This window comes from Bacillus cereus group sp. RP43 (assembly GCF_040459645.1).
GTDB classification, from domain to species: domain Bacteria; phylum Bacillota; class Bacilli; order Bacillales; family Bacillaceae_G; genus Bacillus_A; species Bacillus_A mycoides_C.
The window spans coordinates 1101061-1127697 of sequence record NZ_JARVHQ010000001.1; the positions used below are offsets into that span (position 1 = coordinate 1101061).

The window sequence follows — 26637 nt, forward strand, 5'->3', positions numbered from 1 at the left end:
TAATGGCAGAACAATTAGTAGAAATGAACCAACAATTGGAAAATCCCAACGAAGCAATCGCTCTTTTTGGGGTAAATGATGCTCATTTAAAAGTAATTGAACGAGAACTTAGTGTATCGATTGTGACTAGGGGAGAATCTGTTCGTGTATCTGGGGCAGATGAAACTGTGGTGCTCGTAGAAAAAATCTTACAACAGTTACTTGTTGTTATCCGTAAAGGTGTATCAATTTCGGAAAGAGATGTTGCGTATGCGATTCAGCTTGGGCAACAAGGGAAAATTGCTCAATTCGAAGAGTTATATGAAGAGGAAATTTTTAAAACGGCAAAAGGTAAATCCATTCGTGTGAAAACGATGGGGCAAAGACGATATATTCATGCAATGAAAAAGAATGATATTGTATTTGGGATAGGACCTGCTGGGACAGGAAAAACATACTTAGCTGTAGTAATGGCTGTGAGAGCTTTAAAGCAAGGGTATGTAAAGAAAATTATTTTAACAAGACCTGCTGTAGAAGCTGGAGAGAGCTTAGGGTTTTTACCAGGTGACTTGAAAGAAAAAGTAGATCCGTATTTACGTCCACTATATGATGCGTTACATGATATTCTTGGACAAGAATATACACAACGCATGATGGAACGTGGTGTAATTGAAATTGCACCGCTTGCTTACATGAGAGGGCGTACTCTTGATGATTCATTTGTTATATTAGATGAGGCGCAAAATACAACTGGTGTTCAAATAAAAATGTTTTTAACACGATTAGGTTTTAGTTCTAAAATGGTTATTACGGGGGACCCCTCACAGGTAGACTTGCCAAAAGGGGCAAAATCAGGTCTTTCTATTGCTACAAATGTTTTATCTGGTGTATCGGGACTTTCGTTCATTACATTAGAGCAAAGCGACGTTGTGAGACACCCGTTAGTGCAACGTATTATTGAGGCATATGATAAAATGGAATGATCCTATTTGTCAGGATCATTTCTTTTTGTATGATAAGGTTGGCGAATGACATATTTTTTACTATCATTAAAGACGAGGGAAATAAACTATAGGTGATGGTCTATAAAAATATGGCCTTAAAAAGCATCATTGGCTGGAAGAAACGAAAGCTATAAATAGTTTCACTTTATTTCTGGAGAGGAGAAGGTATTGAAATCATGTCAAGATCTCAAGAAATTTCTAAGTGGTTTCGTAATTTACAACATTCGAAAAAACTAAGTTGGATTTCTTACGTTTTATTAGGAGCAGTGCTGTTTTTTGCACTTATGAATAATGTAAAACCAGAGCAATTAGATGTTGAAACATACTCTATTGCTAAAAAAACAATCCACTCTCCTATTAAAATTGAAGATAAAGTTACAACGGGAAAAAAGAAAAAAGAAGCCGCTACCAAAGTTGAAGATCAGTATACATATAGAAGTGAGCTTAAACAAAATAAAGTGGATATTGTTAATGATGTTTTTGCTAAGGTAGATGAAGTGGTGCAAGAGATTAAAGCTGTTGGACCAGATGAGCAAAAAAAGATTACCGATGCTGATAAAGTGGACAAGTTGAAAAAGAAACTACCTGTCGATTTAACAAAAGATTTATCGGATTCAAACTTACTAAATTTGATTAACGCGGATTCAAGCCAATTGGTATTAGCAAAAGATGCAGCAGTCACAGCCGTTAATAGTATAATGGCTATGCATATTAAAATGGACGAATTGAAGGACGCTAAAGAGCGGTATGTAAGTGAGATGAATAATGTTAATGTCGATAGTGGTTTAAAAGAAGCTATTAAGGCACTAGGGAAATATGCAATTTCAGCAAATTATTTTTATGATCCGACTTTAACAAAAGAGAAGAGAAAAGCAGAGGAAGATTTAGTGCCGCCTGTTTATATCCTTCAAGGGCAAGTTCTTGTGAGAGAAGGAGAAACGATTTCAAGTGATATGTATAATCAGTTGAAATTAGTTGGGTTGCTAGAGAAAGGTAATAGCTTCCAACCTTATGTTGGTTTGGCGGTGCTCATTTGTGTGTTGCTATACTTTATGCATAAGCAGTTTGAAGTATTTTTACAGCGAAAAAGAGAAGATAGGCCGTATGTTTTAGCATACATCACAATTCTGTCTATCACGATTGTTTTAATGAAAATCATTAGTTTATTCCAAAAGCTTGAATATGCAGGAATTGCGTATGTTGTTCCGGTCGCGATGGGGACAATACTTGTGAAATTAATGATTGGTGACCGATTTGTATTTTTAACAAGTATGATTTTTTCTGTTTGCGGAAGTATTATGTTTAATGAAGGTGTAACGAGTACACTGAATTATAGTGTAGGGATTTATGTTTTGTTAAGTTCATTATCGGTTAGCATCTTCTTGAGAGAAAAAAATCGTCGTACGATGATTTTGCAAGCTGGTATACTCGTTTCCGTATTAAATGTAGTCGTATTGGCGGCATTGCTACTATTACGAAATGGGAACTTTTCACCTCTTGAAATTGGTACGCAATTATTAATGGCAGCAGTTTCGGGGATTATCTCTTCTGTTCTAGCTATGGGGATTTTACCGTATTTAGAAAGTGGGCTCGGAATTGTATCGAGTATGAAATTAATGGAACTTTCAAGTCCGAATCACCCGCTCCTGCGTAAAATCTTATTAGAAGCACCGGGTACGTATCACCATAGTGTAATGGTAGCGAATCTTTCTGAAGCTGCTTGTGAAGCGGTTGGAGCAAATGGAGTGTTGGCTCGTGTAGGGGCGTATTATCATGATGTGGGAAAAACAGTACAACCACAGTTTTTTATTGAAAACCAGATGGGGATTAAAAACCCTCATGATAGATTAGACCCTGTAACGAGTAAAGATATTATAATCGCTCACGTAACTGATGGGGTGAGGATGTTAGAGGAATATCATATTCCTCAAGAAATTATTGATATTGCTGGACAGCATCACGGTACAACGTTACTTAAATATTTTTACTATAAAGCGATTAAGGAAGATAAAGAGAAATATAAGGAAGAGATGTTCCGCTACCCAGGATCAAAAGCAACATCTAAAGAGTCGGCAATTGTTGGTATTGCTGATAGTGTAGAAGCGGCGGTACGTTCAATGAATCATCCAACGCCAGATCAAATTAATAACTTAGTGCAAAGTATTATTAAAGATCGTTTGCAAGATGGGCAATTTAGTGAATGTGATTTGACATTTAAGGAATTACAAATTGTTGGTAAAACGTTATGTGAAACGTTAAATGGTATTTTCCATTCTCGTATTACATATCCGGAACTGCCGGAAGAACAGGAGAAAGAATGAATTTATTAATTGATTTTATTGATGAAACAGAAGAAGTGAAAGACGAATATATAAGTTTGATTCGAGGATTGGTAGAAAAAGCAGCCCAAATGGAAAATATAGAAGAAGGAGCAGAATTATCGGTTACGTTTGTAGATAATGAACGTATTCGCGAAATTAACCGTGATTACCGTGATAAGGATCAGCCTACGGACGTTATTTCTTTCGCAATGGAAGAAATGGGAGAAGGCGAAATGGAAATTGTCGGTGCAGAGATGCCGCGTATGTTAGGGGATCTTATTATTTCTATTCCAAGAGCAAAAGAACAAGCTGAAGAATATGGACATTCTTTTGATCGAGAACTTGGGTTTTTAGCATTGCATGGCTTTTTGCATTTGCTTGGTTATGATCATATGACAGAAGAAGATGAAAAAGAAATGTTTGGAAGACAAAAAGAAATTTTAGAGGCATTTGGATTAGGACGATGAAAAAAGGAAAACTTTTAGATAGTTTTGGATATGCTATAGCTGGTATATACTTTTGTCTTCGTCATGAACGAAATATGAAAATTCATTATTTAGCCGCAGTCATTGTTATATGCTGCGGCTTTTATTTCCATATTACAACAACGGAATGGATTGTATTACTTATTGTGATAGGGATTGTAATGAGTTTAGAGATGGTGAATACGGCTATTGAAAAAACAGTAGACTTAGCAACCGCCGATATTCATCCGTTTGCAAAAATTGCAAAGGATGTTGCGGCAGGGGCGGTTTTATTGTTTGCAATTATAGCTGCTGTAATTGGTGCTATTATCTTTTTACCGTATATGGTATAGTTGCATTCCGAAGCTTTTATTAAGCTTTGGGAGCGCCGTGAAGGCCTTTAATGAAAGAGTGTATCTATTCACATCTGTGAACGGAAAGGATGCGGGAATATGAATAGCAAACAATTAATTCAAGAAGCAACCGAAGCGCGTAAACGAGCGTACGTACCATATTCTAAATTTCAAGTAGGTGCAGCTTTACTAACTCAGGATGGAAAAATATATCGTGGATGTAATGTTGAAAATGCATCATATGGTTTATGTAACTGTGCAGAAAGAACAGCGTTATTTAAGGCGATTTCTGAAGGAGATAACGAGTTTGTAGCTATTGCAGTCGTAGCGGATACAAAGCGTCCAGTACCTCCTTGTGGAGCATGTCGACAAGTTATGGTAGAATTATGTAAACAGGATACGAAAGTATACCTATCAAACTTACATGGTGATGTTCAAGAGACAACAGTCGGAGAATTGTTACCAGGAGCATTTTTAGCGGAGGATTTACATGAATAGAAAAGGTTATAAATCAGGTTTTGTCTCTATTATTGGCAGACCGAATGTTGGGAAATCTACATTTTTAAATCGTATTATTGGCCAAAAAATTGCCATTATGAGCGATAAGCCACAAACAACTCGTAATAAAATTCAAGGTGTATATACAGAAAATGATTCACAAGTAGTTTTCATTGATACACCAGGAATACATAAACCTAAACATAAACTAGGCGATTTCATGGTGAAGATGGCTCAAACGACATTAAAAGAAGTTGATATTGTTTTGTTTATGGTCAATGCAACTGAAGGATATGGTCGTGGTGAGGAATTTATTATTGAGAAATTACAAGAAACGAAACAACCGGTATTTTTAGTAATTAATAAAATTGACCAAGTTCATCCAGAGCAATTGCTGGAGTTGATTGATCAATATCGTAAATTATATGAGTTCGCGGAGATTGTGCCAATTTCTGCATTGGACGGTAATAACGTTGAAGCGTTAATTGGAGCAATTAAAAAGTATTTACCAGAAGGACCGCAATATTACCCGGATAATCAAGTAACGGATCATCCAGAGCGATTTATTATTTCAGAGCTTATTCGTGAAAAAGTATTACATTTAACGCGTGAAGAAGTGCCGCACTCTGTAGCGGTTGTTATTGATGCAATTCAAAAACGTGAGGGCGGAGCGGTTTATATAAACGCAACGATTGTTGTTGAACGTGCATCACAAAAAGGAATTATTATAGGTAAGCAAGGGAAGATGTTAAAAGAAGTCGGTAAGCGAGCTCGTTTTGACATTGAAGCACTTCTTGGTTCTAAAGTATTTTTAGAAGTATGGGTGAAAGTGCAAAAAGATTGGCGCAATAAGATGTCACAGCTTCGTGACCTTGGTTTCCGTGAAGACGAGTATTAATATGAAGTAAAGTTGTAATCAGTGGATGTTGTGTTCATCCACTGATTATTGGTTTTAATGAACCTTGATAAATTAGGAAAAATTTTTCTCACATGAAAATGAACAAAATGGGTCAATTTAATAACAACAAAAGAAATTGGTTTATAGGCTACGCTTATTGAGAAAGGTGGATTCTTATGCTAGATTTTACCTGGAAGTTTTTCTCCAAAACAGGAAGCATTGAAACGTATTTGCTTTTGAAAGAAATGGAAAAAGACGTAAACGATGAGATGGATCAACATGAAGAGGAGTTAGCGCATCTAGACTCTCCAATTTCTTGACCCGTTTTGTTCAAACCTTGGATGGTGACGAACATGTTTCAAAAAGTTGAGGGCATTGTTATCCGTACAACAGATTACGGAGAAACAAATAAGATTGTTACAATATACTCACGGGAATTTGGTAAGGTAAGTGCAATGGCAAGAGGGGCGAAAAAGCCGAAGAGTCGGTTAGCAGCTACTTCGCAACTTATGACACATGGTCATTTTCTTATTCAAATGGGATCTGGACTTGGAACTTTGCAACAAGGCGAGATTATTTCATCTATGAAAGAAATTCGCGAGGATATATTTTTAACTGCTTATGCATCATTTATTATTGAATTAACTGATAAAGCAACAGAAGATAAGAAGCATAATCCGTATTTATTTGAAATGTTATATCAAACGTTGCATTATATGTGTGAGGGTGTTGATCCAGAAGTATTATCATTAATTTATCAAACGAAAATGCTTCCGGTATTAGGGATGCATCCGTACTTTGATACATGTGCTATTTGTCATCAAGAAACAGATTTTGTCGCCTTCTCTGTCCGGGAAGGCGGTTTTCTGTGCTCGCGTCATGCGGAGCAAGATCCGTATCGTATTCCGGTGGGAGAGGCTGTTCATAAATTATTACGTCTCTTTTTTCACTTCGATCTACACCGGCTTGGTAATGTATCGGTGAAGGATAGTACAAAAAAACAAATGCGCACAGTGTTGAATACATATTATGATGAATATTGTGGGATTTATTTGAAATCAAGGCGTTTCTTGGAACAACTTGATAAGTTTCAAATATAAAAAGGGCCGTATACGGTCCTTTTTACATACTTTCTTTTTCGAATAGCATATTTAGTATATAATATTTAAGAGATAGTATAACTTTTTTCGTTGTGCATTAAAGGTGGTGATTATCATAGAGCTGAATAAACGGCAAGAACATATCATTCAGATTGTAAAAGATCACGGTCCTATTACAGGGGAGTCAATTGCTGCGCAATTGGGTTTAACACGTGCAACGCTAAGACCAGACTTAGCAATTTTAACGATGGCTGGTTATTTAGAAGCGCGTCCACGCGTAGGTTATTTTTATACGGGTAAAACTGGAGGACAGCTATTATCTGAAGCTGTTAAGAAAATTAAAGTGCAAGATTATCAATCTAGACCGGCTGTAATTGATAAAAATGTATCAGTATACGATGCAATCTGTACTATGTTTCTAGAGGACGTTGGTACATTATTTGTTGTAGATCAATCTACTTTATTAGTTGGCGTTGTATCTCGTAAAGATTTATTACGAGCTAGCTTAGGAAAGCAGGATTTAACCTCGCTTCCGGTTAATATTATCATGACGAGGATGCCAAACATTGCGATGTGTCGCAGGGAGGATTCTTTATATGATATTGCGATGGAATTAATAGAAAGACAGATTGATGCGATGCCAGTTGTGAAGGATACGAAACAAGGTTTAGAAGTGATTGGGCGAATTACAAAAACAAATATTACACGTGCGTTTGTAAATTTAGTAAATAACGAATAAGTGTAATTTGTTTAAAGTGAGGTAATGTAATGGATAATAAAATCGTATATGTCGTATCTGACTCTGTAGGAGAAACGGCTGATTTGGTTGTTAGAGCGGCAATGGGACAGTTCCCATTCGCTCCTGATATTAGACGTGTACCGTATGTAGAAGATACAGGGACATTAAAAGAAGTAATCTCGATTGCCAAGAGCAATCAAGCGCTTATTTGTTTTACGTTAGTAAAGCCTGATATGCGTCAGTATTTATTGACAGAAGCGGCAAAAGAAGGAGTAGAGGCATACGATATTATCGGACCTCTTATTGATCAAATTGAAGGAATTACAGGGCAAGTACCAAGGTATGAGCCAGGTGTCGTTCGAAGATTAGATGAAGAGTACTTTAAAAAAATTGAAGCGATTGAATTTGCAGTTAAGTATGATGATGGTAGAGATGCACGTGGTATTTTAAAAGCTGATATCGTGTTGATTGGAATTTCACGTACATCAAAAACACCACTTTCACAATATTTAGCGCATAACAAACGTTTGAAAGTTGCCAATGTACCACTTGTGCCGGAAGTGGATCCACCTGAGGAATTATATCAAGTGGCAAAAGAGAAATGTTTCGGTTTGAAAATTATACCGGATAAGTTAAATCATATTCGAAAAGAACGATTGAAATCACTTGGATTAAGTGATGGAGCAACATATGCAAATATTAATCGTATTCAAGAAGAAATTGATCATTTTGAGGAAGTAATTAGTAAAATAAATTGTCAAGTGATTGATGTATCAAATAAGGCGATTGAAGAAACAGCAAATATTATTGTTAATGCAGTGCAAAACCAAAAAATGTTTTAGCACATTTACCAAAGGTGAATGTGCTTTTTTCGCTCGTGAGAAGGCGATAGAGGAAGATGCGAAGTAGAGCATGAACTTTCGGCTTAGTAATAGAATATAGCGGAATGGTTATACTTATATTCTTCTGTTTTTTAATTATGCTAAAGGAACGATTTCGTTATCTTTAAATGTAAGATGAAAATTAAAGGGATATGTAGCGTAGTTGAAGAAAATATATTATAATAAAAAATTGTGATAAAAACCTATATTTTACGTTTAGACTTTAATTTTTCAGAATAAACTAGGGATAGGATTTTCGAAAAAGACATGTATTTACGTTAAATCGACAAAATCTAGACAAGAAAACGCACATTATGGAAGGATTCACAGAAGGGATGTAGAATACAGAAATATGCAAAACATCAGTTAAGATATTAGTTGATGCAGATGCCTGTCCCGTGAAGAATGCAATTGTGCAAGTTGGAACAAAATTTTATGTCGAAATTTTGTTTGTCGCATCCTATGCTCATCGTTCAAGAAAACAGCAAGGTAATTGGGTCTATGTAGATTCTGAGCAAGATGAAGTTGCCTGTTATATTTATTAACATGCAAAAGCTACAGATCTCATGATCATACAGGTTATAGTGCTTGCTAGTCTTCTTGTGAAAAAGGAGTATATGTATTGTCTCCAAGAGATATATTTGTAACAGATGAGCAAATGGATACAATTTTATATAGTAGTATGTATCTGCGAATTTACGCAGACTGGGGACTTATCCGAAAGGTCCAAAATCGTTTACACAATGTGATCGACAGTACTTTCTAACAAATTTAGAAAAATATTGTCGAATTATAAAGGAATCTTTTAATTTATATCGAATACAAAATACGACACGGAGATGGAGTTATGGGGAACAGAATTCCTGAAGAAGTTGTTGAACAGATTCGGACATCATCTGATATTGTAGAAGTGATTGGTGAGTATGTTCAACTTAGAAAGCAGGGACGTAACTATTTCGGCCTTTGTCCATTTCATGGTGAAAATTCTCCTTCATTCTCTGTTTCATCTGATAAGCAAATTTTTCATTGCTTCGGATGTGGAGAAGGGGGAAATGTCTTTTCTTTTCTGATGAAAATGGAAGGACTTGCTTTCACCGAGGCTGTTCAAAAGCTTGGTGAAAGAAATGGAATTGCAGTTGCAGAATATACATCAGGGCAAGGACAACAACAACAAGAAGACATATCTGATGACACTGTCATCATGCAACAGGCTCATGAACTTTTGAAAAAGTATTATCACCATTTATTAGTAAATACAGAAGAAGGAAATGAAGCACTTTCATATTTATTAAAACGTGGTATTACAAAAGAGATGATTGAGAAATTTGAAATTGGTTATGCATCACAAGCTTGGGATGCAGCAACGAAAATTTTACAAAAAAGAGGTTTGTCGCTATCTAGTATGGAACAAGCTGGCCTTCTTGTAAGAAGTGAGAAGGATGGCAGTCATTATGACCGCTTCCGCGGAAGAGTTATGTTTCCGATTTATACTTTACAAGGTAAGGTGATAGCGTTTAGTGGAAGGGCATTAGGAGATGACACTCCGAAATATTTAAATAGTCCTGAAACACCGATTTTTTACAAAAGTAAGCTGTTGTATAATTTCCACCAAGCAAGGCCGTTTATTAGAAAACGTGGGCAGGTTGTCCTTTTTGAAGGTTATGCCGATGTGCTAGCCGCGGTGAAAAGTGGTGTGGAAGAAGCTGTTGCGACAATGGGAACAGCCTTAACTGAAGAACAAGCGAAACTTCTGCGACGTAACGTTGAAACTGTTGTTCTTTGCTATGATGGTGATAAAGCAGGGCGAGAAGCAACGATGAAAGCAGGGCAATTACTATTGCAAGTTGGTTGCCAAGTGAAAGTTACATCCTTGCCAGATAAGCTTGACCCTGATGAATATGTGCAACAATATGGGACAACCGCTTTTGAAAATCTTGTGAAATCAAGTATAAGTTTTGTTGGTTTCAAAATAAATTATTTGCGTTTAGGGAAAAATTTGCAAGATGAGTCTGGCAAAGAAGAATATGTAAAAAGTGTTTTAAAAGAGTTATCATTGCTACAGGATGCGATGCAGGCGGAATCATATTTAAAATCATTATCGCAAGAATTTTCGTATTCAATGGAAACACTTTTGAATCAATTGCACCAATATCGCAAAGAACAAAAGGTACAGCAAAAACAAATAAAGCAGGTTTCTAAGCCATCTCAAATTGTTCAAACGAAGCCGAAGTTAACAGGTTTTGAAAGAGCAGAAAGAGAAATTATTTACCATATGTTGCAAAGTGCAGAAGTGACAGTACGTATGGAACCTCATATAGAAGATTTTTATACAGAAGAACATAAAGGGATTTTATATGAACTATACGCATATTATGAAAAGGGAAATGAACCTTCAGTCGGAACATTTTTAAGTTGGCTCTCTGATGAAAAGTTGAAAAATATTATCACTGATATTTCGACGGATGAATTTATTAATCCAGAGTACACAGAAGAAGCGTTACAAGGTCATTTGGAGGCGTTAAGACGCCATAAAGAGAAACTTGAAAAGATGGAAATTATCTTTAAAGTAAAACAAATGGAAAAAACAGATCCTGTAGAGGCTGCTAAATATTATGTGGCATATTTACAAAGTCAAAAAGCAAGAAAATAGCTTTTTTGATAAAATTTTAGTATAATGAATGTTTGTATCTCGCGTAAGGAGGGGAACAGATGGCTGATAAACCAGCTCGTTCTAAACAAATTGAAACTGAAATGACCCTTGAGCAAGTGAAAGAACAACTCACTGAGCTTGGAAAAAAACGTGGCGTTCTTACATATGAAGAGATTGCAGAACGCATGAATGGATTTGAAATTGAATCCGATCAAATGGATGAATACTATGAATATTTAGGTGAACAAGGGATTGACTTAGTTGGTGACAATGACAACGACGAAGGTCCTAATAATCGCCAAATTACAAAAACGGAAGAAGAGTTTGACCTTAATGATTTAAGTGTGCCACCAGGTGTGAAAATCAATGACCCTGTTCGTATGTACTTAAAAGAAATTGGTCGAGTTGACTTACTATCCGCTGAAGAAGAAATTCGACTTGCAACGCGTATTGAAGAAGGCGATGAAGAAGCAAAACGCCGTCTTGCAGAAGCAAACTTACGTCTTGTAGTAAGTATTGCAAAGCGCTACGTGGGCCGCGGTATGCTTTTCTTAGACTTAATCCAAGAAGGAAATATGGGTCTAATTAAAGCGGTTGAAAAGTTCGACTATCGTAAAGGTTTTAAATTTAGTACGTATGCAACTTGGTGGATTCGCCAAGCTATTACACGTGCGATTGCAGACCAAGCGAGAACAATTCGTATTCCAGTTCATATGGTTGAAACCATTAATAAGTTAATTCGTGTACAACGTCAATTATTACAAGATTTAGGACGCGAACCATCTCCTGAAGAGATTGGTGAAGAGATGGATCTTGCACCAGAAAAAGTACGCGAAATCTTAAAGATTGCACAGGAGCCAGTTTCTCTTGAAACACCAATTGGTGAAGAAGACGACTCCCATTTAGGTGACTTTATTGAAGACCAAGAAGCAACATCGCCTGCGGACCATGCAGCGTATGAATTGCTAAAAGAACAATTAGAAGATGTGTTAGATACACTAACAGATCGTGAAGAAAATGTTCTGCGTCTTCGTTTTGGTTTAGATGATGGACGAACTCGTACGCTTGAAGAAGTTGGGAAAGTATTCGGCGTAACGAGAGAACGTATTCGTCAAATTGAAGCGAAAGCACTTCGCAAATTAAGACATCCGAGCCGTAGTAAACGTCTTAAGGATTTCTTAGAATAGGTTATTTTTAAGTTTACTTCACGATTGTGAAGTAAACTTTTTTATTTTGTTAATTTTTGTTAAAATTTATCTATCGGCAACGATTACAATTTCTTGTAATTTATTTTACAGAATTGTCTTTTGATTTGCAAATGCTCATTTTTCGATTTTTCGATTAATTTTGTTTATTCTATACAAAATAATATGTAGAAAAGTAAAAAATATGATGAGAAACGTTAGTAATTATCGAAATAATATGCGATATCATAGTGAAAATCAATAAAATGAATTTACGGAATATTTTTAACAAATGATAGTTTGCTCTTTTCTGATAGAGCGTTTTCAAGTACAATTAAAATGACTGAATCATCTAATTATTTAGCGGTATAGAGGGGGGAGAAGAGATATGAAACGTAATCCGTTGATTCCGTTCGCTCTTATTGCAGCATTAGGTATTATCGTTATGTTTGTATTTTCATTTCAGGGGCTAAATAAATCTAAAGAGTTAGCTGATGCAAAAAATGGCGGGAAACCAGCACAAACAGCATCAAAGCCAGAGGATATTGTAAAGCAAAGCTGTACGAGCTGTCATGGTGATCAGTTACAAGGAGCGGTAGGCCCTAATTTACAAAAAATTGGTGGGAAACTTTCAAAAGATGAAATTAAAGAAGTTCTTTCAAAAGGAAAAGGAAATATGCCACCTAATTTAATTCCAGCTGATCAAGCAACGAAAGTAGCTGATTGGTTATCGAAGAAAAAATAAAGTGAAACTTTAATCAGTGGGGGTTCATCCCCCATTGGTTATTAGCCTTCACCAATCGGGCGTTTATGGGCAGTTGGTCTCCCGCCTAGCTTCTTTGTTTTAGCCGAATTTTTAGGTAGGAGTCTTACTGCCCGTTAATGCGGGGTAAAGTATAGAAAAACAAGCCTTTTGCTTTTTGCAAAAGGCTTGTTTTTCTATACTATCTAAAATACGATTAGTAATAGAGAATTGAAGTATTGTTATGGACTTGCAACAACTACTATAAATTCATTATCATGGAGACAGACTGACAAGAGAAGGAGTAATGGGAATACATGAATGAAGTAAAGCTTTCGAAACGATTAGAAGAAGTTGTGAGGGAGATTCCGGTAGGCTCTACAGTAGCTGATATTGGATCGGATCATGCGTATTTACCGTGTTACACAATTATAAATAATATTGCTACAAAAGCAGTTGCAGGAGAGGTTGTAGATGGGCCGTTTCGCTCTGCACAAGCAACTGTAGCTGAAAGTGGCTTACAAGATAAAGTAGACGTTCGTAAAGGGAATGGATTAGCTGTTATCGCGCCAGGAGAAGTAGATGTTATTACGATTGCTGGTATGGGTGGAGCGTTAATTCGTGACATTTTAGAAAGTGGTAAAGAAAAATTAGAAGGTGTAACACGTTTAATCTTACAGCCGAATATTGCAGCACACCATATTCGTGAATGGTTTATTGAAAATGGATGGGAGCTTATCCGTGAGAAAATTGTAATAGAAGACGGAAAGATTTACGAGATTTTAGTCGGAGAGCGAGGAGATACAGCAGTACCTTACTCTGAAAATAAACAAGCTGCATTGTTTATGGGTCCATTTCTAATAAAAGAAAAAAGTGAAGCTTTTGTTGAAAAGTGGGAAGGGGAATTGAAAAACTTCCAAAATATTTTAAAACAGTTAGAGCGTGCAGCAGATTCTGAAGAGACAAAAGCGAAGCGTGCAGAAGTAGAAGCGAAAATGAAAATGATAGGAGAGGTTTTATCATGAGTAAAATTCCAAATGGCCATGAAATTATTTCTTTATTTGAAGGTATGTATCCGAAGCATTTAGCGATGGAAGGGGATAAGATTGGCTTACAGATTGGAGCGCTTAATAAACCTGTCCAGCACGTATTAATCGCATTAGATGTAACTGAGGAAGTTGTGGACGAGGCGATCCAATTAGGAGCAAATATCATTATAGCGCACCACCCTTTAATCTTTAATCCATTAAAAGCGATTCATACAGATAAGGCGTACGGAAGAATTATTGAAACGTGTATTAAAAATGATATTGCAATTTATGCCGCACATACAAATGTAGATATTGCTAAGGGTGGGGTAAATGATTTACTTGCAGATGCGTTAGGGTTACAAAATACAGAAGTGTTAGCTCCTACATATGCAGAAGAAATGAAAAAAATTGTTGTATTTGTTCCAGTAACCCATGTAGAAGAAGTGCGTAAAGCTCTTGGAGATGCAGATGCAGGTCATATCGGTAATTATAGCCACTGTACGTTCGGTAGCGAAGGGATAGGTACGTTTATCCCTCGAGAAGGGACAAATCCTTATATCGGGGAAACTGGACAGTTAGAGCGTGTGGAAGAGGTGCGTATCGAAACGATTATTCCTACTTCACTACAAAGAAAAGTTATTAAAGCGATGTTAGCAGCTCATCCGTACGAAGAAGTGGCATATGATGTATACCCGCTTGATAATAAAGGTGAAACATTAGGTCTTGGTAAAATAGGGTATTTACAAGAAGAGATGACACTTGGTCAGTTTGCTGAGCATGTGAAACAATCATTACATGTGAAGGGTGCAAGAGTTGTTGGCAAGTTAGATGATAAAGTGAGTAAAGTAGCTGTACTTGGCGGTGACGGTAATAAATATATAAACCAAGCGAAATTTAAAGGGGCAGATGTATATGTAACAGGTGATATGTATTATCATGTTGCTCATGATGCGATGATGCTTGGTTTAAATATAGTCGATCCAGGGCATAACGTTGAAAAAGTAATGAAGCAAGGTGTACAAAAACAATTGCAAGAAAAAGTAGATGCAAAGAAATTCAATGTACAAATTCATGCTTCGCAGTTACATACAGATCCATTCACGTTTGTATAAGAAAAATAAAAACCGTTGCTCATGTAGGCAACGGTTTTTGCTATTGTTGTTTTTTTACTTTTACACGTGGCAATATCTTTTGAAGTGGTACTTTTCGAATTCTATCCCATGTAGCTGGATTCATCGGGTCATATTGCTCTAAGAAAGCAATAACTTCTTTTGTGATTGGTGTTGGAGTAGAAGCACCCGCTGTAACTGCAACATTTTCGATACCTTGTAGCCACTCTAATTGGATTTCACTTACGTCTGCAACGCGGTATGCTTTCGTACCAGCGATTTCTTGTGATACTTGTGCTAAACGGTTTGAGTTGTTACTTTTCGGATCACCTACAACAATTGTTAAATCTGCAACATCAGCTTGTTTAGCGACAGCTTCTTGGCGAACTTGGGTTGCTAAACAAATTTCCTTATGGAATTCTGCTGTTGGGAATTTTTTCTGAATGTCCTCCATTAAATGTTGAACATCCCATTGACTCATTGTCGTTTGATTCGTAACTAAAATTTTATCCGTTGGGATTTCTAATGTTTTTAAATCATCAGCTCTTTCGATAAGATGAACGATATCAGGTGCAATACCAACTGCGCCTTCTGGTTCTGGATGATTTTTTTTGCCGATATAAATGACATGGTAGCCTTCAGCTTTCTTTGCTTCAATAAGGTCATGTGTTTTTGTAACATCTGGACAAGTTGCATCAATTGTCGTTAAACCTTTTTCTTTTGCACGTTGTTTAACTTCTGGAGAAACACCGTGTGCAGTAAAAATAACAGTACCAGAATCGATTTTATCTAAAATTTCTAATCGACTTGGCCCGTCTAATGTAATGATGCCATCCTCTTCGAAAGCATCTGTTACATGCTTATTGTGAACAATCATACCTAAAATATAAATGGGTCTCGGTAATGATTTATCTAATGCGGCGTTACGTGCAATAACCATCGCGTCAACAACGCCGTAGCAATAACCACGAGGGGAAATTTTAACAATCTTCATGTGAGTAATCCTCTCCTTCTAAACAAGGGATACTTTTGTGCATAGTCCATTACATTATAAAGGAGGAGGAGATAGAAAACAAAGGATTGTTACACATATAGTTTTGGTTTTGTTGCTGATTGTTGAACGGGTTCTTTCGGAACCTCTTTTTCTATTACCGGTTCAAGCACTATTTTTTTTCGTTTTCGTTTCCTTTTTGGAGACGGAAGAGGTGGAGTTGCTACCTCAACCTGTTCTGTTGCATCTTCAGTTTGATTTTCTTCCGTACTTTTTCCGGAGGTGAGGATTTTAACAATGCTTGGTAGACTCCGCATAATGGGACCGTACTGTTCGACAACAGGACCGACAGATTGCACGACTTGAGATACTTTTTCGATATTATTTATCATATTAGTTGGGTTCGCAATTAAATTTGAAAAAAAACTACCGATGCCGCTGCTAGATGCAGCTGCAGTTGTAGCTGACGCAGCGCCGCGTGTATCATTTGATTCATACATTTGAGGTGGTATCATCTGTTGAGGATATTGCTGCATGTATGGTTGATATTGTTGTGTATATTGTTGTTGGTATGGCTGTTGCTGTTGATATTGGGGCGGCTGTTGTTGGTGCATCATCGGTGGCCCTTCCATTTGTCGATAAGGAGGGACCATTTGCATAAAAGGTTCGGTTGGATCGTGTTTTTTAAAGAGTTTAGCAAGGAAACCTTTCTTTTTTTGGGCCATCGGTGGTAGTTGTGGAATCGGATATGGTGTGTAAGATTGTTGTCCTCGATTCGGATACATTTGTCTTATAGGGGATTTCGGAAACATGTGGGAAATCCTCCTTTCTTCAGTTAGGTATATACACATACAATATGCAATGAAAGGGAAGAAGGTTAGTTTTTGAAATGAAAACCTAAACTAAAGATGGATTTTACTTGTAGATTTCGATATAATGTAGACTTGACTGATTTGTGCGCAGTAGAAATTTTAGAAAGAAGGTGTAACTTATGACACTACAAACTTTTACACAGTATGATTTTAAACCATTTTTAATAGATGCAGTTCGTGAACTACGCTTTACAGAGCCAACAGGAATTCAAAAGAAAATTTTCCCGGTCGTGAAAAAAGGTGTGAGTATAATTGGACAATCCCAAACTGGTTCTGGGAAAACACATGCATACTTACTTCCTACATTAAACAGAATTGATGCAAGTCGTGAAGAAGTACAACTTGTTATTACAGCGCCTACTCGTGAGTTAGCACAACAAATTTACGAAGAAATTGTGAAACTAACAAAGTTCTGTGCAGAAGATCAAATGATTACAGCACGCTGTTTAATTGGTGGAACTGATAAACAACGATCAATTGAAAAGTTGAAAAGACAACCTCATATTGTAGTTGGAACGCCAGGACGTATTAAAGACTTAGTAGAAGAAAAGGCGCTATTTGTTTATAAAGCGGATACTATTATTGTCGATGAAGCGGACTTAATGCTTGATATGGGATTCATTCAAGATGTAGATAAAATTGCGGCACGTATGCCTAAAAACCTGCAAATGTTAGTTTTCTCTGCAACAATTCCTCAAAAATTAAAACCATTTTTGAAGAAATATATGGAGAATCCAGAACATATTCATATTAATCCGAAGCAAGTTGCAGCAGGAAATATTGATCATTACCTTGTGCCTTCAAGACACCGTAATAAAACTGAATTAGTGAAAAATATGCTACTTCAATTTAAACCGTACTTAGCGATTGTCTTTACAAACACAAAGAAGAAAGCTGACGAAGTAGCCGATGGATTAGCAGAACGTGGGTTAAAAGTAGGGCGTATACACGGTGATTTATCACCACGTGATCGTAAAAAAATGATGAAACAAGTTCGTGATTTAGAGTTCCAATACATTGTCGCAACAGATTTAGCGGCACGCGGTATTGATATCGAAGGAATTAGTCATGTTATTAACTATGAACTTCCTTCAGATTTAGATTTCTTCGTTCACCGCGTTGGAAGAACTGCACGTGCGGGTCATTCAGGTATTGCTGTGACGATTTATGATCCAGCAAATGAAGAAGCGTTAGATAGTTTGGAAAAACAACGTCATATCGAGTTTAAGCATGTAGATTTACGCGGAGATGAGTGGGCGGATTTAGGTGACCGTCGTCGTCGTAAGAGCCGTAAAAAACCAAATGATGGACTAGATGTTATGGCAACAAAAGTTGTTAAAAAGCCGAAAAAAGTAAAACCAAACTATAAACGAAAACTTGCAACAGAACGTGACAAAGTGAAGAAAAAATATAGCAATAAAAAAAGATAAGGGGATTTCCCTTATCTTTTTTTATCTCACTACTTGAAAGAAAATCGATTGATGCGGGTTAATAATTAGTGAGGGGTAGAAAAAACGTTGTCTAAAGTTTCGCTGTATCCGGTTAATTTAAGTGTAGAGTGTGAATTGTTTGGATAGTAAGTTTAATTTGTATAGTGCCTTTTTGGGGAACAAACAATTCGCTACATATTTCTACAAATTATGCTATCATTATATCTATTGTATATTGAAGAGGTGATTGTATGTTAAAGATTGGATCTCATGTTTCAATGAGTGGTAAGAAGATGTTATTAGCAGCAAGTGAAGAGGCTGTTTCATACGGTGCAACAACGTTCATGATTTATACAGGTGCACCACAAAATACACGAAGAAAACCAATTGAAGAATTGAATATAGAAGCAGGAAGAAAACATATGGAACTGAACGGTATTGAGGAAATTATCGTCCATGCTCCGTATATTATTAATGTTGGGAATACGACGAAACCTGAGACGTTCCAATTAGGTGTTGATTTCCTGCGTATGGAAATTGAAAGAACAGCAGCATTAGGGGTAGCGAGACAAATTGTTCTTCACCCAGGAGCTCACGTTGGTGCAGGAGCCGATGCTGGTATTCAACAAATTATTAAAGGGCTTAATGAAGTAATAACGCCAGAACAAACGGTTAATATTGCGCTAGAAACGATGGCAGGAAAGGGAACAGAATGCGGTCGTAGCTTTGAAGAAATTGCGAAAATTATTGATGGCGTAAAATATAATGAAAAACTATCTGTATGTTTCGATACGTGTCATACGCATGATGCAGGTTATGACCTTGTAAATGATTTTGACGGTGTGTTAAACGAATTTGATAAAATTGTTGGAATAGATCGTTTGCAAGTACTTCATATTAATGATAGTAAAAATGTACGCGGGGCTGGAAAAGACCGTCATGAAAATATCGGTTTCGGTCATATTGGCTATAAAGCATTACATCATATTGTACATCATCCACAGTTAATGAACGTACCAAAAATTCTTGAAACACCGTATGTAGGTGAAGATAAAAAAGATAAGAAGCCACCATATAAATTAGAAATCGAAATGCTGAAAAATGGTACTTTTGATGAAGGAATTCTTGAAAAAATTAAAGCGCAATAAGGAGGGGATTTTCCCCTCCTTATTTTAGTAGTTGTTGAAATAAAGTATTTACTTGTTGGGCAGTAGCAGGGGAGGTTACTGTAGCGATTTGTTTTAGCAAATCTAGTCGCTCGGTATTATCGTAAATGTTAATATTTTTCCCTTTCATAAGTAAAACAATTTTATCAGCTTGTGCAGTTGTGATTGGAACTTCGTATTCTTTACTATATTTCAATAACTCTTTTGTAGAAATATGATTTAATTTTTTGTTCACAATTTGTTTAATGAGGTTCATCGTGTTGTCCTCCTTCACACGTTCTTCTATCGAAATATATGTAGGTGTAGCTTGTACATATTCGTATAAAGGTGCATTTTTTCAATGGGGAAAAGAAGCTTATGTTATAATATAAGAACGAAACTATAGATAAAGAGCATAAGGAGGACTTATGGAGAAAAAGCAACATCGAAAGGAAAGTGTTATCCATCTTGTATATCGTTTAGTTATGATTGTCTTTGGGGCAGCGTGTGCGGCGGTAGCGATTGAACTGTTTTTAATGCCAAATAAAATTATTGATGGTGGAATTATTGGTATTTCTCTTATATTAGATTATCTTACTCCTAATATTTGGTGGTTAAGTTTTTCTACTTTAGTTGTTATCCTCAACATTCCTTTTATGTACTCCGGGTATAAGCAAATTGGAAAAACATTCATGTTATCTTCAGCATTCGGAATTGTAGCTTTAGCATTTATTGAATCAACGTTGCATGCTATACCGCCATTTACAACAGAGCCGATTTTAGCAACAGTTTTTGGAGGTCTTATTTTAGGGATTGGTGTAGGACTTGTTATTCGTCATGGTGGATCGTTAGACGGGACGGAGATTATGGGGATTTTATTAACGAAGAAATTACCGTTTTCTGTTGGTGAATTCGTAATGTTTGTGAACTTATTCATTTTTGCATGGGCAGCATTTGTATTTGGTGTTGAACAAGCGATGTATTCTGTTATGACGTACTATATCGCATTCAAAACAATTGATACGGTAATTCAAGGATTGGATGAAACGAAAGCAGTTTTAATCGTGTCGGATCAATATGAGGAAGTATCAAATGCAATTTTACACCGCCTTGGTCGTGGAACAACAAAACTTGTTGCTAAAGGTGGCTATACAGATAAAGAAAAAGAAGTTATTTATGCAGTTGTAACACGTCTGGAAGTGACTAAGTTAAAATCAATTGTGCATGAAATTGATGAAAACGCATTTGTTACGATTATGAATACACAAGAGACAAATGGTGGTAAGTTTAAATCAGCAATTCACTAAAAAGTTAATTGTAATATCTTTTGAAAGCAGAGAATTCTTCTCTGCTTTTTGTTATAATAATAAGGTTTCTTGAAATAAAGAATATATTTTAGGCAGATTGGTTTACAACTATAATAAGCTGTACTATAATTCAAATAGAGATAAATCGGAATCATTCTGAATTAAAATAGGTGAGATGATATGAATAATATATTGGAAATAGAAGGATTAACGTTTCGATATGAAGATCGCAACGTGTTAGAAGATATTAATTTGCAAGTTCCGAAGGGAGCTTTTTTAGGTTTAGTTGGACCAAATGGTTCAGGGAAATCGACTTTACTTAAGTGCTTATTGGGTGTTTTAAAACCAAAGCAAGGAAGTATTAGATTGTTTGGCATTGATAGTAAGAAATTTAAAGAGTGGAATAAAGTTGGTTATGTATCCCAAAAGGCAAGTAGTTTTAACTCAGGTTTCCCGGCAACTGTTTTTGAAGTTGTTTCAATGGGGCTCGTTTCGAAAAAGGGGCTTTTTCGCTTTTTTACGAAAGACGATAATGCGAAAGTAGAAAAAGCGATTGCTGATGTAGGTATGAGTGAGTTTCAAGGTCGCAATATTGGAGAACTTTCTGGTGGACAACAACAGCGTGTATTTATTGCTCGTGCGCTTGTAAGTAATCCGGAATTGCTTATTTTGGACGAACCTACTGTTGGGATTGATGTAAAAAATGTGGAAAGCTTCTATGAGATACTAGAGGATTTAAACAAAAGGCTCGGGATTACGTTAATTCTTGTTACGCACGATATGGGTGCTGTAACAGAGAAGGTGACGCATGTTGCATGTTTAAATCAGCATCTACATTTCCATGGGAATGTAGAGAAATTCCGAGAGTTAGAAGATGCAGAAATGTCGATTTTATATGGACATCATGTTCATCGCTTAGAACATGATCATGGGCATCACGGGAGGATATAATGATACAGGATTTTTTACAATATGATTTTTTACGTAATTCTTTATACGCTGGTATTTTAATTGGGCTTGTCGCGCCACTTATCGGCGTGTTCGTTGTAATTCGCCGCATGTCGCTTATTGCGGATGCATTAAGTCATGTGACGTTATCAGGAATTGCAGCAAGTTTATTGCTTGAAAAGACAATCTTTACCGGTGGTTTTTTAAACCCTTTATATATGGGAATGTTTTTTTCAATCGGTGGAGCATTGCTAATTGAAAAATTACGTACTGTATATAAACATTATCAAGAGTTAGCAATTCCGATTATACTTTCAGCAGGGATGGGGATTGGAGTTATCTTCATTTCACTTGCTAATGGATTCAATACGGATTTATTTAGTTATTTATTTGGTAGTGTAAGTGCTGTGACAAGTGCGGATTTAATTATTATTGGTATAGTAGCAATTGTAGTTATTATAACGATTGTTTTATTATACAAAGAGTTATTTTTACTATCATTTGATGAGGAATACGCTGTATCAACCGGTTTGAGTGCAAAGTGGATTCACTTTATTTTCATTATATTAGTTGCTCTTGTAATTGCAGTATCAATGCGTGTTGTAGGTGTTCTTCTCGTATCATCTTTAATGACGTTACCAGTTGCAGCAAGTATTCGTATTGCAAAAGGATTTAAACAAACGATTTTCTTTTCCATTTTATTTGGTGAAATTGCAGTAATTGGTGGAATGTTTGCTTCGTATCAACTTGATCTAGCACCAGGTGGTACAATTGTTATGATAGCGGTTCTTATTTTAATCGGTGCGATTTTATGGAAGAAGAAAAAAACTGCATAAAGTAGGGATAGGTATGAATCTAACAGAAGCTTTACGCCTAATGAAGGAAAAAGGATATAAACATACGGGGAAAAGGGAAGAGATGCTAAGATTATTCGCGGCGCATAATCGTTATTTAACCGCAAAAGATGTTTTAGAACATATGAAGGATGATTATCCAGGGCTTAGTTTTGATACGATTTATCGTAACTTAACAGTTTTTGCTGAAATTGGTGTTTTAGAGCAAACAGAATTAAATGGTGAAAAACATTTTCGTTTTATGTGCTCTATTATGGAACATCATCATCATTTCATTTGTTTAGATTGTGGTGGTACGAAAGAAATCACTTCTTGTCCAATGGATTTTATGAATAAAGATTTTAAAGGTTATGAGGTAACGGGGCATAAGTTCGAAATATATGGTCGTTGTCCAAAGTGTGCAAAATAAGAGAACTCGTCGGTTATATAACTGACGAGTTTTTAATTTAAATGTAAAAAAAGGTTGCTCACAAAAATTGTGGGCAACCTTCTTTTTTATTGTTCTTGTTTTTCTTTTTCTTTTTCTTTTTCTCGTTCGGCAGCCATTTCAGCAGCGATTACATCAATTTCTTTTTTCAGTTCTTCTACCATTGTTTCTTCTGGTACTTTACGAACGACTTGCCCTTTACGGAATAATAAACCTTCTCCGCGTGCACCGGCAATACCGATGTCAGCTTCACGAGCTTCACCAGGACCGTTTACGGCGCAACCGAGTACGGCAACCTTAATTGGAACTTTAAGCGTAGAGATGTATTCTTCTACTTCATTAGCAATGCTAATTAGGTCAATTTCAATACGACCACAAGTTGGACAAGAAATAAGTGTTGCAGCATTAGATGCAAGACCGAATGACTTTAATAGTTCACGTGCAACTTTTACTTCTTCAACTGGATCAGCACTTAAAGAAATACGAAGTGTATTTCCGATGCCTTTACTTAAAATTGCTCCAAGACCGGCGGCACTTTTTACAGTTCCAGCAAACAGTGTTCCTGATTCTGTAATACCTAAATGTAATGGATAATCAAAAGCGCGAGCAGCTTTTTCGTATGCTTCAATTGCTAAGTTAACATCAGAGGCTTTCATTGATACGATAATATCGTGGAAATCTAAGTCCTCTAAAATTTTAATATGGTGCAGTGCACTCTCGACCATACCATCAGCAGTTGGATATCCATACTTTTCTAAAATATGACGTTCTAATGAGCCGGCATTTACACCGATACGGATTGGAATGCCACGCTCTTTCGCTGCATTTACAACAGCTTCTACTTTATGGCGACGCCCAATGTTACCTGGATTGATACGTACTTTATCAATGCCGCCTTCGATTGCTTTTAAAGCAAGGCGATAATCAAAATGAATATCAGCAACAAGTGGAATGTTGATTTGTTTTTTAATATCAGCAATAGCATTTGCTGCACGTTCGTCTGGAACAGCAACACGAACAACTTGACAGCCAGCTTCTTCTAAACGTTTAATTTCAGCAACTGTAGCCTCAACATCATGTGTTTTTGTTGTCGTCATACTTTGTATAATTAATTCATTGTTACCGCCAATTGTTAAATTACCGACTTTAACTGGACGTGTTTTTGTGCGTTGAGTCATTTCATTCACGAATTGATCGCTCTCCTTATAAAAGAAGTTTCTTATTTTAGTCCCTTACATCAATGATAGTATGTGTGAGAAAGGGCTATAGAAACCAAAGTACTCGGTTTCACTTTTACTATTGTATCAGCGCCTTTATGTAATTGACAAGGATTAAGTGATTGCTTATTGATATAAGGGGAATTTATAAGACTTTCCAACTTGGATTTTTGTAGCAGATGTATTGTTATTTAATTGCTTAAAATCATCAATTACTTTTTCAATAGAAGGAATTTTTTTCTTATTGATTGCTTCTGTAATAGAAAGAACTGTATCACCAGTTTTTACTTCGATTGCTTTATAAACTGTATCCGTTTCTTTTTCTGTTTTGTTCTTTTCATTCTGTTTTGCATCTGTATTTTCTTTTTTTATCGTTTGGGCAGCAGAGGTTTTTTTGTATGAACTTAACATCGGTAAAGTACCGATTTTAATATCGTAATAAAATATATAACCGAGGACAAGCACGAATAAGAGTACACCTAATCTCTTCATATCCTTCACTCCTTTGCTAGGAATATATGCTTGTCCAAAAAAAAAATGCCTATTTAGGCATTTTTTTATAGTTCTTGTTTTTCTTTCGGCTTTGGAACTTCTTTAATTGTTAAGTATAGAACGATTAAAACAACTGCAATGTAAATGAATGTTGCACCAGGTACGTTTATTTTGAATAAATCCATAATCATAAAGAAGATTGTTGGAATTGTGTAGCTGTAAGCAGTTAATGTCCAAACTTGTTTATAAGATAATTTGCGTTGACCGCTCATCGCAGAACCGATGAAGGCAAGCAATGTAACTCCTACAAAGGTAATAAATAATTGGAACAAGTACAGTAAGAACCCAATAACGAATAATAAGATTGGATAAATACTGTCAAATAACGAAATGAAATCTTGTAAATCTTTCTTCTCAAGAGATGCGCCTAGTAAGTCATTATAGGAGTATGTTTGTGTTTGACCATTCCCCATGGAGACTACTTTATCTTTTAAAACAAATAAACCTGTTTTATTTTGATATTTTTCTAAGTCTGTTGAATTTGGATCAAATACGAAAAGGGCATTTCCGTCTTCTTTTTCGATAGGCTGATCAATATCAGCTTGTAGCTCACCATTTTCAATTTTAAAATCAGGTAAATCTTTTTCGATTACTTTATTTACCATGTTAACACCATCTTGGATAACGCTACCGTACAAGAAAGTTCTTGGAATAGTAGTGATTAGGCAAAGAAGCATAATATACAAAATGGTTTTACCAATTTTTTGGAAACGGAAAAGCGCCATATCTTTAGGCGAATATACGCTTTTTGCTAGCTGTTTAAAAATGGACATAGATTCACTTCCTTTATGTATGTATAAAATCATTGTAACGTACGAATCTAGAGAAGCTCAAGATATATTATATTTACATATAGTAGAAAGGACTAAATTTCTTCTTATTAATTTACTTCTTTTAGTAGGGAAAAATACAATTGACACTTTTCTTTTGTATATGGTAAATTTATCTTACATTTTTCAAACGATATATCCGATGGAAATTTAGTTGTTTTTAATGTACATACATAATTGTGGACCCTTAGCTCAGTTGGTTAGAGCAGACGGCTCATAACCGTCCGGTCGTAGGTTCGAGTCCTACAGGGTCCATATCCATTTCAGATGTTTAGTATGTCAGCAGGAAGCTTCCTTGTAGAAGGAAGCTTTTTTTACGGAATATATGAGCATTTTAATTGAAAAGAAGTGGGAATTTTGCTACTTTAATGATAGCAAGACAAAGCGATTTATTTGTTTGCACCCTATGGCAATTAGGGTAGAATGAAGTTGTAGGTCACATATGTAGTGACAATACATAAACCGGGAGGAATATAACAATGGCAAAACACGAATTACCAAATTTACCTTATGCGTATGATGCTTTAGAACCTCACTTTGATAAAGAAACAATGAACATCCATCATACAAAACATCACAACACGTATATTACAAACTTAAACGCTGCTTTAGAAGGTCATGCAGAATTAGCTGACAAAAGTGTTGAAGAATTAGTTGCAAACTTAAACGAAGTACCTGAAGCAATCCGTACAGCAGTACGTAACAATGGTGGCGGACATGCTAACCATACATTCTTCTGGACAATCCTATCTCCAAACGGTGGGGGACAACCAGTAGGCGAACTTGCAACTGCGATTGAAGCGAAATTCGGTAGCTTCGATGCATTCAAAGAAGAATTTGCAAAAGCTGGCGCAACTCGCTTCGGTTCTGGTTGGGCTTGGTTAGTAGTAAACAATGGTGAGTTAGAAGTAACAAGCACTCCAAACCAAGATTCTCCTCTAACTGAAGGTAAAACTCCAGTTATCGGTTTAGATGTTTGGGAGCATGCTTACTACTTAAATTACCAAAACCGTCGTCCTGACTACATCGGTGCATTCTGGAACGTTGTAGATTGGAACGTTGCTGAAAAACTTTACCAAGAAGCAAAATAATTAAAGTTAATACAGATAGA

At 36.2% G+C, this 26637-nt stretch carries 29 protein-coding genes and 1 tRNA gene; 24 read left to right on the forward strand and 6 right to left on the reverse strand.

The window, feature by feature from the left end; all coding sequences use genetic code 11:
• Positions 1–2 precede the first annotated feature (2 nt).
• The 15 genes from QCI75_RS05720 (at position 3) to QCI75_RS05790 (ending at position 14956) form a co-directional block, all read left to right on the forward strand.
• Positions 3–962 (forward strand): PhoH family protein, encoded by a 960-nt coding sequence (locus tag QCI75_RS05720; RefSeq protein WP_144504829.1) that lies wholly within the window; start codon positions 3–5, stop codon positions 960–962.
• A gap of 197 nt (positions 963–1159) precedes the next feature.
• Positions 1160–3304: an HD family phosphohydrolase gene (locus tag QCI75_RS05725; RefSeq protein WP_144504832.1), complete on the forward strand. Its 2145-nt coding sequence runs from the start codon at positions 1160–1162 to the stop codon at positions 3302–3304.
• Positions 3301–3771, forward strand: coding sequence for an rRNA maturation RNase YbeY (ybeY, locus tag QCI75_RS05730; protein WP_098777169.1), 471 nt, complete (start codon positions 3301–3303; stop codon positions 3769–3771). Before QCI75_RS05725 ends, ybeY begins: the two co-directional genes overlap by 4 nt.
• Positions 3768–4121, forward strand: coding sequence for a diacylglycerol kinase family protein (locus tag QCI75_RS05735; RefSeq protein WP_144504834.1), 354 nt, complete (start codon positions 3768–3770; stop codon positions 4119–4121). Before ybeY ends, QCI75_RS05735 begins: the two co-directional genes overlap by 4 nt.
• Positions 4122–4220: 99 nt before the next feature.
• Positions 4221–4619 (forward strand): cytidine deaminase, encoded by a 399-nt coding sequence (locus QCI75_RS05740; RefSeq protein WP_002111886.1) that lies wholly within the window; start codon positions 4221–4223, stop codon positions 4617–4619.
• The gene (gene era, locus QCI75_RS05745; RefSeq protein WP_002122584.1) at positions 4612–5517 is read left to right on the forward strand and encodes a GTPase Era; all 906 of its coding nucleotides are present in this window, start codon (positions 4612–4614) and stop codon (positions 5515–5517) included. The genes QCI75_RS05740 and era overlap by 8 nt, the downstream gene beginning before the upstream one ends.
• A gap of 176 nt (positions 5518–5693) precedes the next feature.
• Positions 5694–5837 (forward strand): YqzL family protein, encoded by a 144-nt coding sequence (locus QCI75_RS05750; protein WP_000883924.1) that lies wholly within the window; start codon positions 5694–5696, stop codon positions 5835–5837.
• Between the two features lie 33 nt (positions 5838–5870).
• Positions 5871–6617: a DNA repair protein RecO gene (recO, locus tag QCI75_RS05755; protein ID WP_144504836.1), complete on the forward strand. Its 747-nt coding sequence runs from the start codon at positions 5871–5873 to the stop codon at positions 6615–6617.
• A 106-nt stretch (positions 6618–6723) separates the two neighbouring features.
• A complete protein-coding gene (ccpN, locus tag QCI75_RS05760) occupies positions 6724–7356 on the forward strand; it encodes a transcriptional regulator CcpN (RefSeq protein ID WP_000583755.1) in 633 nt (210 codons plus the stop codon).
• Positions 7357–7385: 29 nt separating this feature from the next.
• Positions 7386–8198 (forward strand): pyruvate, water dikinase regulatory protein, encoded by an 813-nt coding sequence (locus tag QCI75_RS05765; protein ID WP_070144890.1) that lies wholly within the window; start codon positions 7386–7388, stop codon positions 8196–8198.
• A gap of 886 nt (positions 8199–9084) precedes the next feature.
• Positions 9085–10887 carry a DNA primase gene (gene dnaG / locus QCI75_RS05770; protein WP_002015179.1) on the forward strand — a complete coding sequence of 601 codons (1803 nt, stop codon included), beginning with the start codon at positions 9085–9087 and terminating at the stop codon, positions 10885–10887.
• 59 nt (positions 10888–10946) lie between these two features.
• Positions 10947–12074: an RNA polymerase sigma factor RpoD gene (gene rpoD, locus QCI75_RS05775; protein ID WP_000764062.1), complete on the forward strand. Its 1128-nt coding sequence runs from the start codon at positions 10947–10949 to the stop codon at positions 12072–12074.
• Between the two features lie 385 nt (positions 12075–12459).
• A complete protein-coding gene (gene cccA / locus QCI75_RS05780) occupies positions 12460–12816 on the forward strand; it encodes a cytochrome c550 (protein WP_144504840.1) in 357 nt (118 codons plus the stop codon).
• Between the two features lie 314 nt (positions 12817–13130).
• Entirely contained in the window at positions 13131–13838 is a 708-nt protein-coding gene (locus QCI75_RS05785) for a tRNA (adenine(22)-N(1))-methyltransferase (RefSeq protein WP_144504842.1), read from the forward strand.
• The gene (locus QCI75_RS05790) at positions 13835–14956 is read left to right on the forward strand and encodes a Nif3-like dinuclear metal center hexameric protein (RefSeq protein ID WP_144504844.1); all 1122 of its coding nucleotides are present in this window, start codon (positions 13835–13837) and stop codon (positions 14954–14956) included. Before QCI75_RS05785 ends, QCI75_RS05790 begins: the two co-directional genes overlap by 4 nt.
• A gap of 40 nt (positions 14957–14996) precedes the next feature.
• On the opposite strand, the gene QCI75_RS05795 is transcribed toward QCI75_RS05790, so the two are convergent.
• Positions 14997–15947, reverse strand: coding sequence for a 4-hydroxy-3-methylbut-2-enyl diphosphate reductase (locus QCI75_RS05795; protein ID WP_002122577.1), 951 nt, complete (start codon positions 15945–15947; stop codon positions 14997–14999).
• Positions 15948–16036: 89 nt separating this feature from the next.
• Positions 16037–16756: a VrrA/YqfQ family protein gene (gene vrrA, locus QCI75_RS05800; protein WP_144504846.1), complete on the reverse strand. Its 720-nt coding sequence runs from the start codon at positions 16754–16756 to the stop codon at positions 16037–16039.
• Between the two features lie 179 nt (positions 16757–16935).
• Between vrrA and QCI75_RS05805 the strand changes: the two genes are divergently transcribed.
• Positions 16936–18246 (forward strand): DEAD/DEAH box helicase, encoded by a 1311-nt coding sequence (locus QCI75_RS05805; RefSeq protein WP_144504848.1) that lies wholly within the window; start codon positions 16936–16938, stop codon positions 18244–18246.
• Positions 18247–18497: 251 nt separating this feature from the next.
• The gene (locus QCI75_RS05810) at positions 18498–19394 is read left to right on the forward strand and encodes a deoxyribonuclease IV (protein WP_098777161.1); all 897 of its coding nucleotides are present in this window, start codon (positions 18498–18500) and stop codon (positions 19392–19394) included.
• Positions 19395–19413: 19 nt separating this feature from the next.
• Here QCI75_RS05810 and QCI75_RS05815 read toward each other — a convergent pair whose 3' ends face one another.
• A complete protein-coding gene (locus QCI75_RS05815; RefSeq protein WP_144504850.1) occupies positions 19414–19668 on the reverse strand; it encodes a DUF2624 domain-containing protein in 255 nt (84 codons plus the stop codon).
• Positions 19669–19819: 151 nt separating this feature from the next.
• Between QCI75_RS05815 and QCI75_RS05820 the strand changes: the two genes are divergently transcribed.
• The 4 genes from QCI75_RS05820 (at position 19820) to QCI75_RS05835 (ending at position 22909) form a co-directional block, all read left to right on the forward strand.
• Positions 19820–20698: a YitT family protein gene (locus QCI75_RS05820; protein ID WP_002015168.1), complete on the forward strand. Its 879-nt coding sequence runs from the start codon at positions 19820–19822 to the stop codon at positions 20696–20698.
• A gap of 180 nt (positions 20699–20878) precedes the next feature.
• Complete coding sequence (locus QCI75_RS05825; protein WP_098777160.1) at positions 20879–21649, forward strand: metal ABC transporter ATP-binding protein; 771 nt, start codon at positions 20879–20881, stop codon at positions 21647–21649.
• On the forward strand, positions 21649–22482 hold the full coding sequence (locus QCI75_RS05830) for a metal ABC transporter permease (protein WP_070144879.1): 834 nt from the start codon (positions 21649–21651) through the stop codon (positions 22480–22482). Before QCI75_RS05825 ends, QCI75_RS05830 begins: the two co-directional genes overlap by 1 nt.
• Positions 22483–22495: 13 nt before the next feature.
• Positions 22496–22909, forward strand: a complete 414-nt coding sequence (locus tag QCI75_RS05835; protein WP_002067192.1) for a Fur family transcriptional regulator — start codon at positions 22496–22498, stop codon at positions 22907–22909.
• Positions 22910–22995: 86 nt separating this feature from the next.
• Here the strand turns inward: QCI75_RS05835 and ispG are convergent, their stop codons facing one another.
• The 3 genes from ispG to yqgB all read right to left on the reverse strand — a co-directional run bounded on the left by ispG (position 22996) and on the right by yqgB (position 25469).
• Entirely contained in the window at positions 22996–24105 is a 1110-nt protein-coding gene (gene ispG / locus QCI75_RS05840) for a flavodoxin-dependent (E)-4-hydroxy-3-methylbut-2-enyl-diphosphate synthase (protein ID WP_162208025.1), read from the reverse strand.
• Between the two features lie 165 nt (positions 24106–24270).
• Positions 24271–24636 (reverse strand): hypothetical protein, encoded by a 366-nt coding sequence (locus tag QCI75_RS05845; protein WP_144504852.1) that lies wholly within the window; start codon positions 24634–24636, stop codon positions 24271–24273.
• 65 nt (positions 24637–24701) lie between these two features.
• Positions 24702–25469, reverse strand: coding sequence for a protein YqgB (yqgB, locus tag QCI75_RS05850; RefSeq protein WP_070144877.1), 768 nt, complete (start codon positions 25467–25469; stop codon positions 24702–24704).
• Positions 25470–25488: 19 nt separating this feature from the next.
• Here yqgB and QCI75_RS05855 point away from each other — a divergent pair, with 19 nt between their 5' ends.
• The 3 genes from QCI75_RS05855 (at position 25489) to sodA (ending at position 26617) form a co-directional block, all read left to right on the forward strand.
• On the forward strand, positions 25489–25680 hold the full coding sequence (locus tag QCI75_RS05855; RefSeq protein WP_353760060.1) for a hypothetical protein: 192 nt from the start codon (positions 25489–25491) through the stop codon (positions 25678–25680).
• A gap of 27 nt (positions 25681–25707) precedes the next feature.
• Positions 25708–25781 (forward strand) — tRNA-Ile (locus QCI75_RS05860).
• A gap of 224 nt (positions 25782–26005) precedes the next feature.
• Positions 26006–26617 carry a superoxide dismutase [Mn] gene (gene sodA / locus QCI75_RS05865; protein WP_001052033.1) on the forward strand — a complete coding sequence of 204 codons (612 nt, stop codon included), beginning with the start codon at positions 26006–26008 and terminating at the stop codon, positions 26615–26617.
• Positions 26618–26637 lie beyond the last annotated feature (20 nt).

Coding starts and splice junctions, on each gene's coding strand:
- QCI75_RS05720 (WP_144504829.1), top strand. CDS start 3: ATGGCAGAACAATTAGTAGAAATGAACCAACAATTGGAAAATCCCAAC.
- QCI75_RS05725 (WP_144504832.1), top strand. CDS start 1,160: ATGTCAAGATCTCAAGAAATTTCTAAGTGGTTTCGTAATTTACAACAT.
- ybeY (WP_098777169.1), top strand. CDS start 3,301: ATGAATTTATTAATTGATTTTATTGATGAAACAGAAGAAGTGAAAGAC.
- QCI75_RS05735 (WP_144504834.1), top strand. CDS start 3,768: ATGAAAAAAGGAAAACTTTTAGATAGTTTTGGATATGCTATAGCTGGT.
- QCI75_RS05740 (WP_002111886.1), top strand. CDS start 4,221: ATGAATAGCAAACAATTAATTCAAGAAGCAACCGAAGCGCGTAAACGA.
- era (WP_002122584.1), top strand. CDS start 4,612: ATGAATAGAAAAGGTTATAAATCAGGTTTTGTCTCTATTATTGGCAGA.
- QCI75_RS05750 (WP_000883924.1), top strand. CDS start 5,694: ATGCTAGATTTTACCTGGAAGTTTTTCTCCAAAACAGGAAGCATTGAA.
- recO (WP_144504836.1), top strand. CDS start 5,871: ATGTTTCAAAAAGTTGAGGGCATTGTTATCCGTACAACAGATTACGGA.
- QCI75_RS05765 (WP_070144890.1), top strand. CDS start 7,386: ATGGATAATAAAATCGTATATGTCGTATCTGACTCTGTAGGAGAAACG.
- dnaG (WP_002015179.1), top strand. CDS start 9,085: ATGGGGAACAGAATTCCTGAAGAAGTTGTTGAACAGATTCGGACATCA.
- rpoD (WP_000764062.1), top strand. CDS start 10,947: ATGGCTGATAAACCAGCTCGTTCTAAACAAATTGAAACTGAAATGACC.
- cccA (WP_144504840.1), top strand. CDS start 12,460: ATGAAACGTAATCCGTTGATTCCGTTCGCTCTTATTGCAGCATTAGGT.
- QCI75_RS05785 (WP_144504842.1), top strand. CDS start 13,131: ATGAATGAAGTAAAGCTTTCGAAACGATTAGAAGAAGTTGTGAGGGAG.
- QCI75_RS05790 (WP_144504844.1), top strand. CDS start 13,835: ATGAGTAAAATTCCAAATGGCCATGAAATTATTTCTTTATTTGAAGGT.
- QCI75_RS05795 (WP_002122577.1), bottom strand. CDS start 15,947: ATGAAGATTGTTAAAATTTCCCCTCGTGGTTATTGCTACGGCGTTGTT.
- vrrA (WP_144504846.1), bottom strand. CDS start 16,756: ATGTTTCCGAAATCCCCTATAAGACAAATGTATCCGAATCGAGGACAA.
- QCI75_RS05805 (WP_144504848.1), top strand. CDS start 16,936: ATGACACTACAAACTTTTACACAGTATGATTTTAAACCATTTTTAATA.
- QCI75_RS05810 (WP_098777161.1), top strand. CDS start 18,498: ATGTTAAAGATTGGATCTCATGTTTCAATGAGTGGTAAGAAGATGTTA.
- QCI75_RS05815 (WP_144504850.1), bottom strand. CDS start 19,668: ATGAACCTCATTAAACAAATTGTGAACAAAAAATTAAATCATATTTCT.
- QCI75_RS05820 (WP_002015168.1), top strand. CDS start 19,820: ATGGAGAAAAAGCAACATCGAAAGGAAAGTGTTATCCATCTTGTATAT.
- QCI75_RS05825 (WP_098777160.1), top strand. CDS start 20,879: ATGAATAATATATTGGAAATAGAAGGATTAACGTTTCGATATGAAGAT.
- QCI75_RS05830 (WP_070144879.1), top strand. CDS start 21,649: ATGATACAGGATTTTTTACAATATGATTTTTTACGTAATTCTTTATAC.
- QCI75_RS05835 (WP_002067192.1), top strand. CDS start 22,496: ATGAATCTAACAGAAGCTTTACGCCTAATGAAGGAAAAAGGATATAAA.
- ispG (WP_162208025.1), bottom strand. CDS start 24,105: ATGACTCAACGCACAAAAACACGTCCAGTTAAAGTCGGTAATTTAACA.
- QCI75_RS05845 (WP_144504852.1), bottom strand. CDS start 24,636: ATGAAGAGATTAGGTGTACTCTTATTCGTGCTTGTCCTCGGTTATATA.
- yqgB (WP_070144877.1), bottom strand. CDS start 25,469: ATGTCCATTTTTAAACAGCTAGCAAAAAGCGTATATTCGCCTAAAGAT.
- QCI75_RS05855 (WP_353760060.1), top strand. CDS start 25,489: ATGTATAAAATCATTGTAACGTACGAATCTAGAGAAGCTCAAGATATA.
- sodA (WP_001052033.1), top strand. CDS start 26,006: ATGGCAAAACACGAATTACCAAATTTACCTTATGCGTATGATGCTTTA.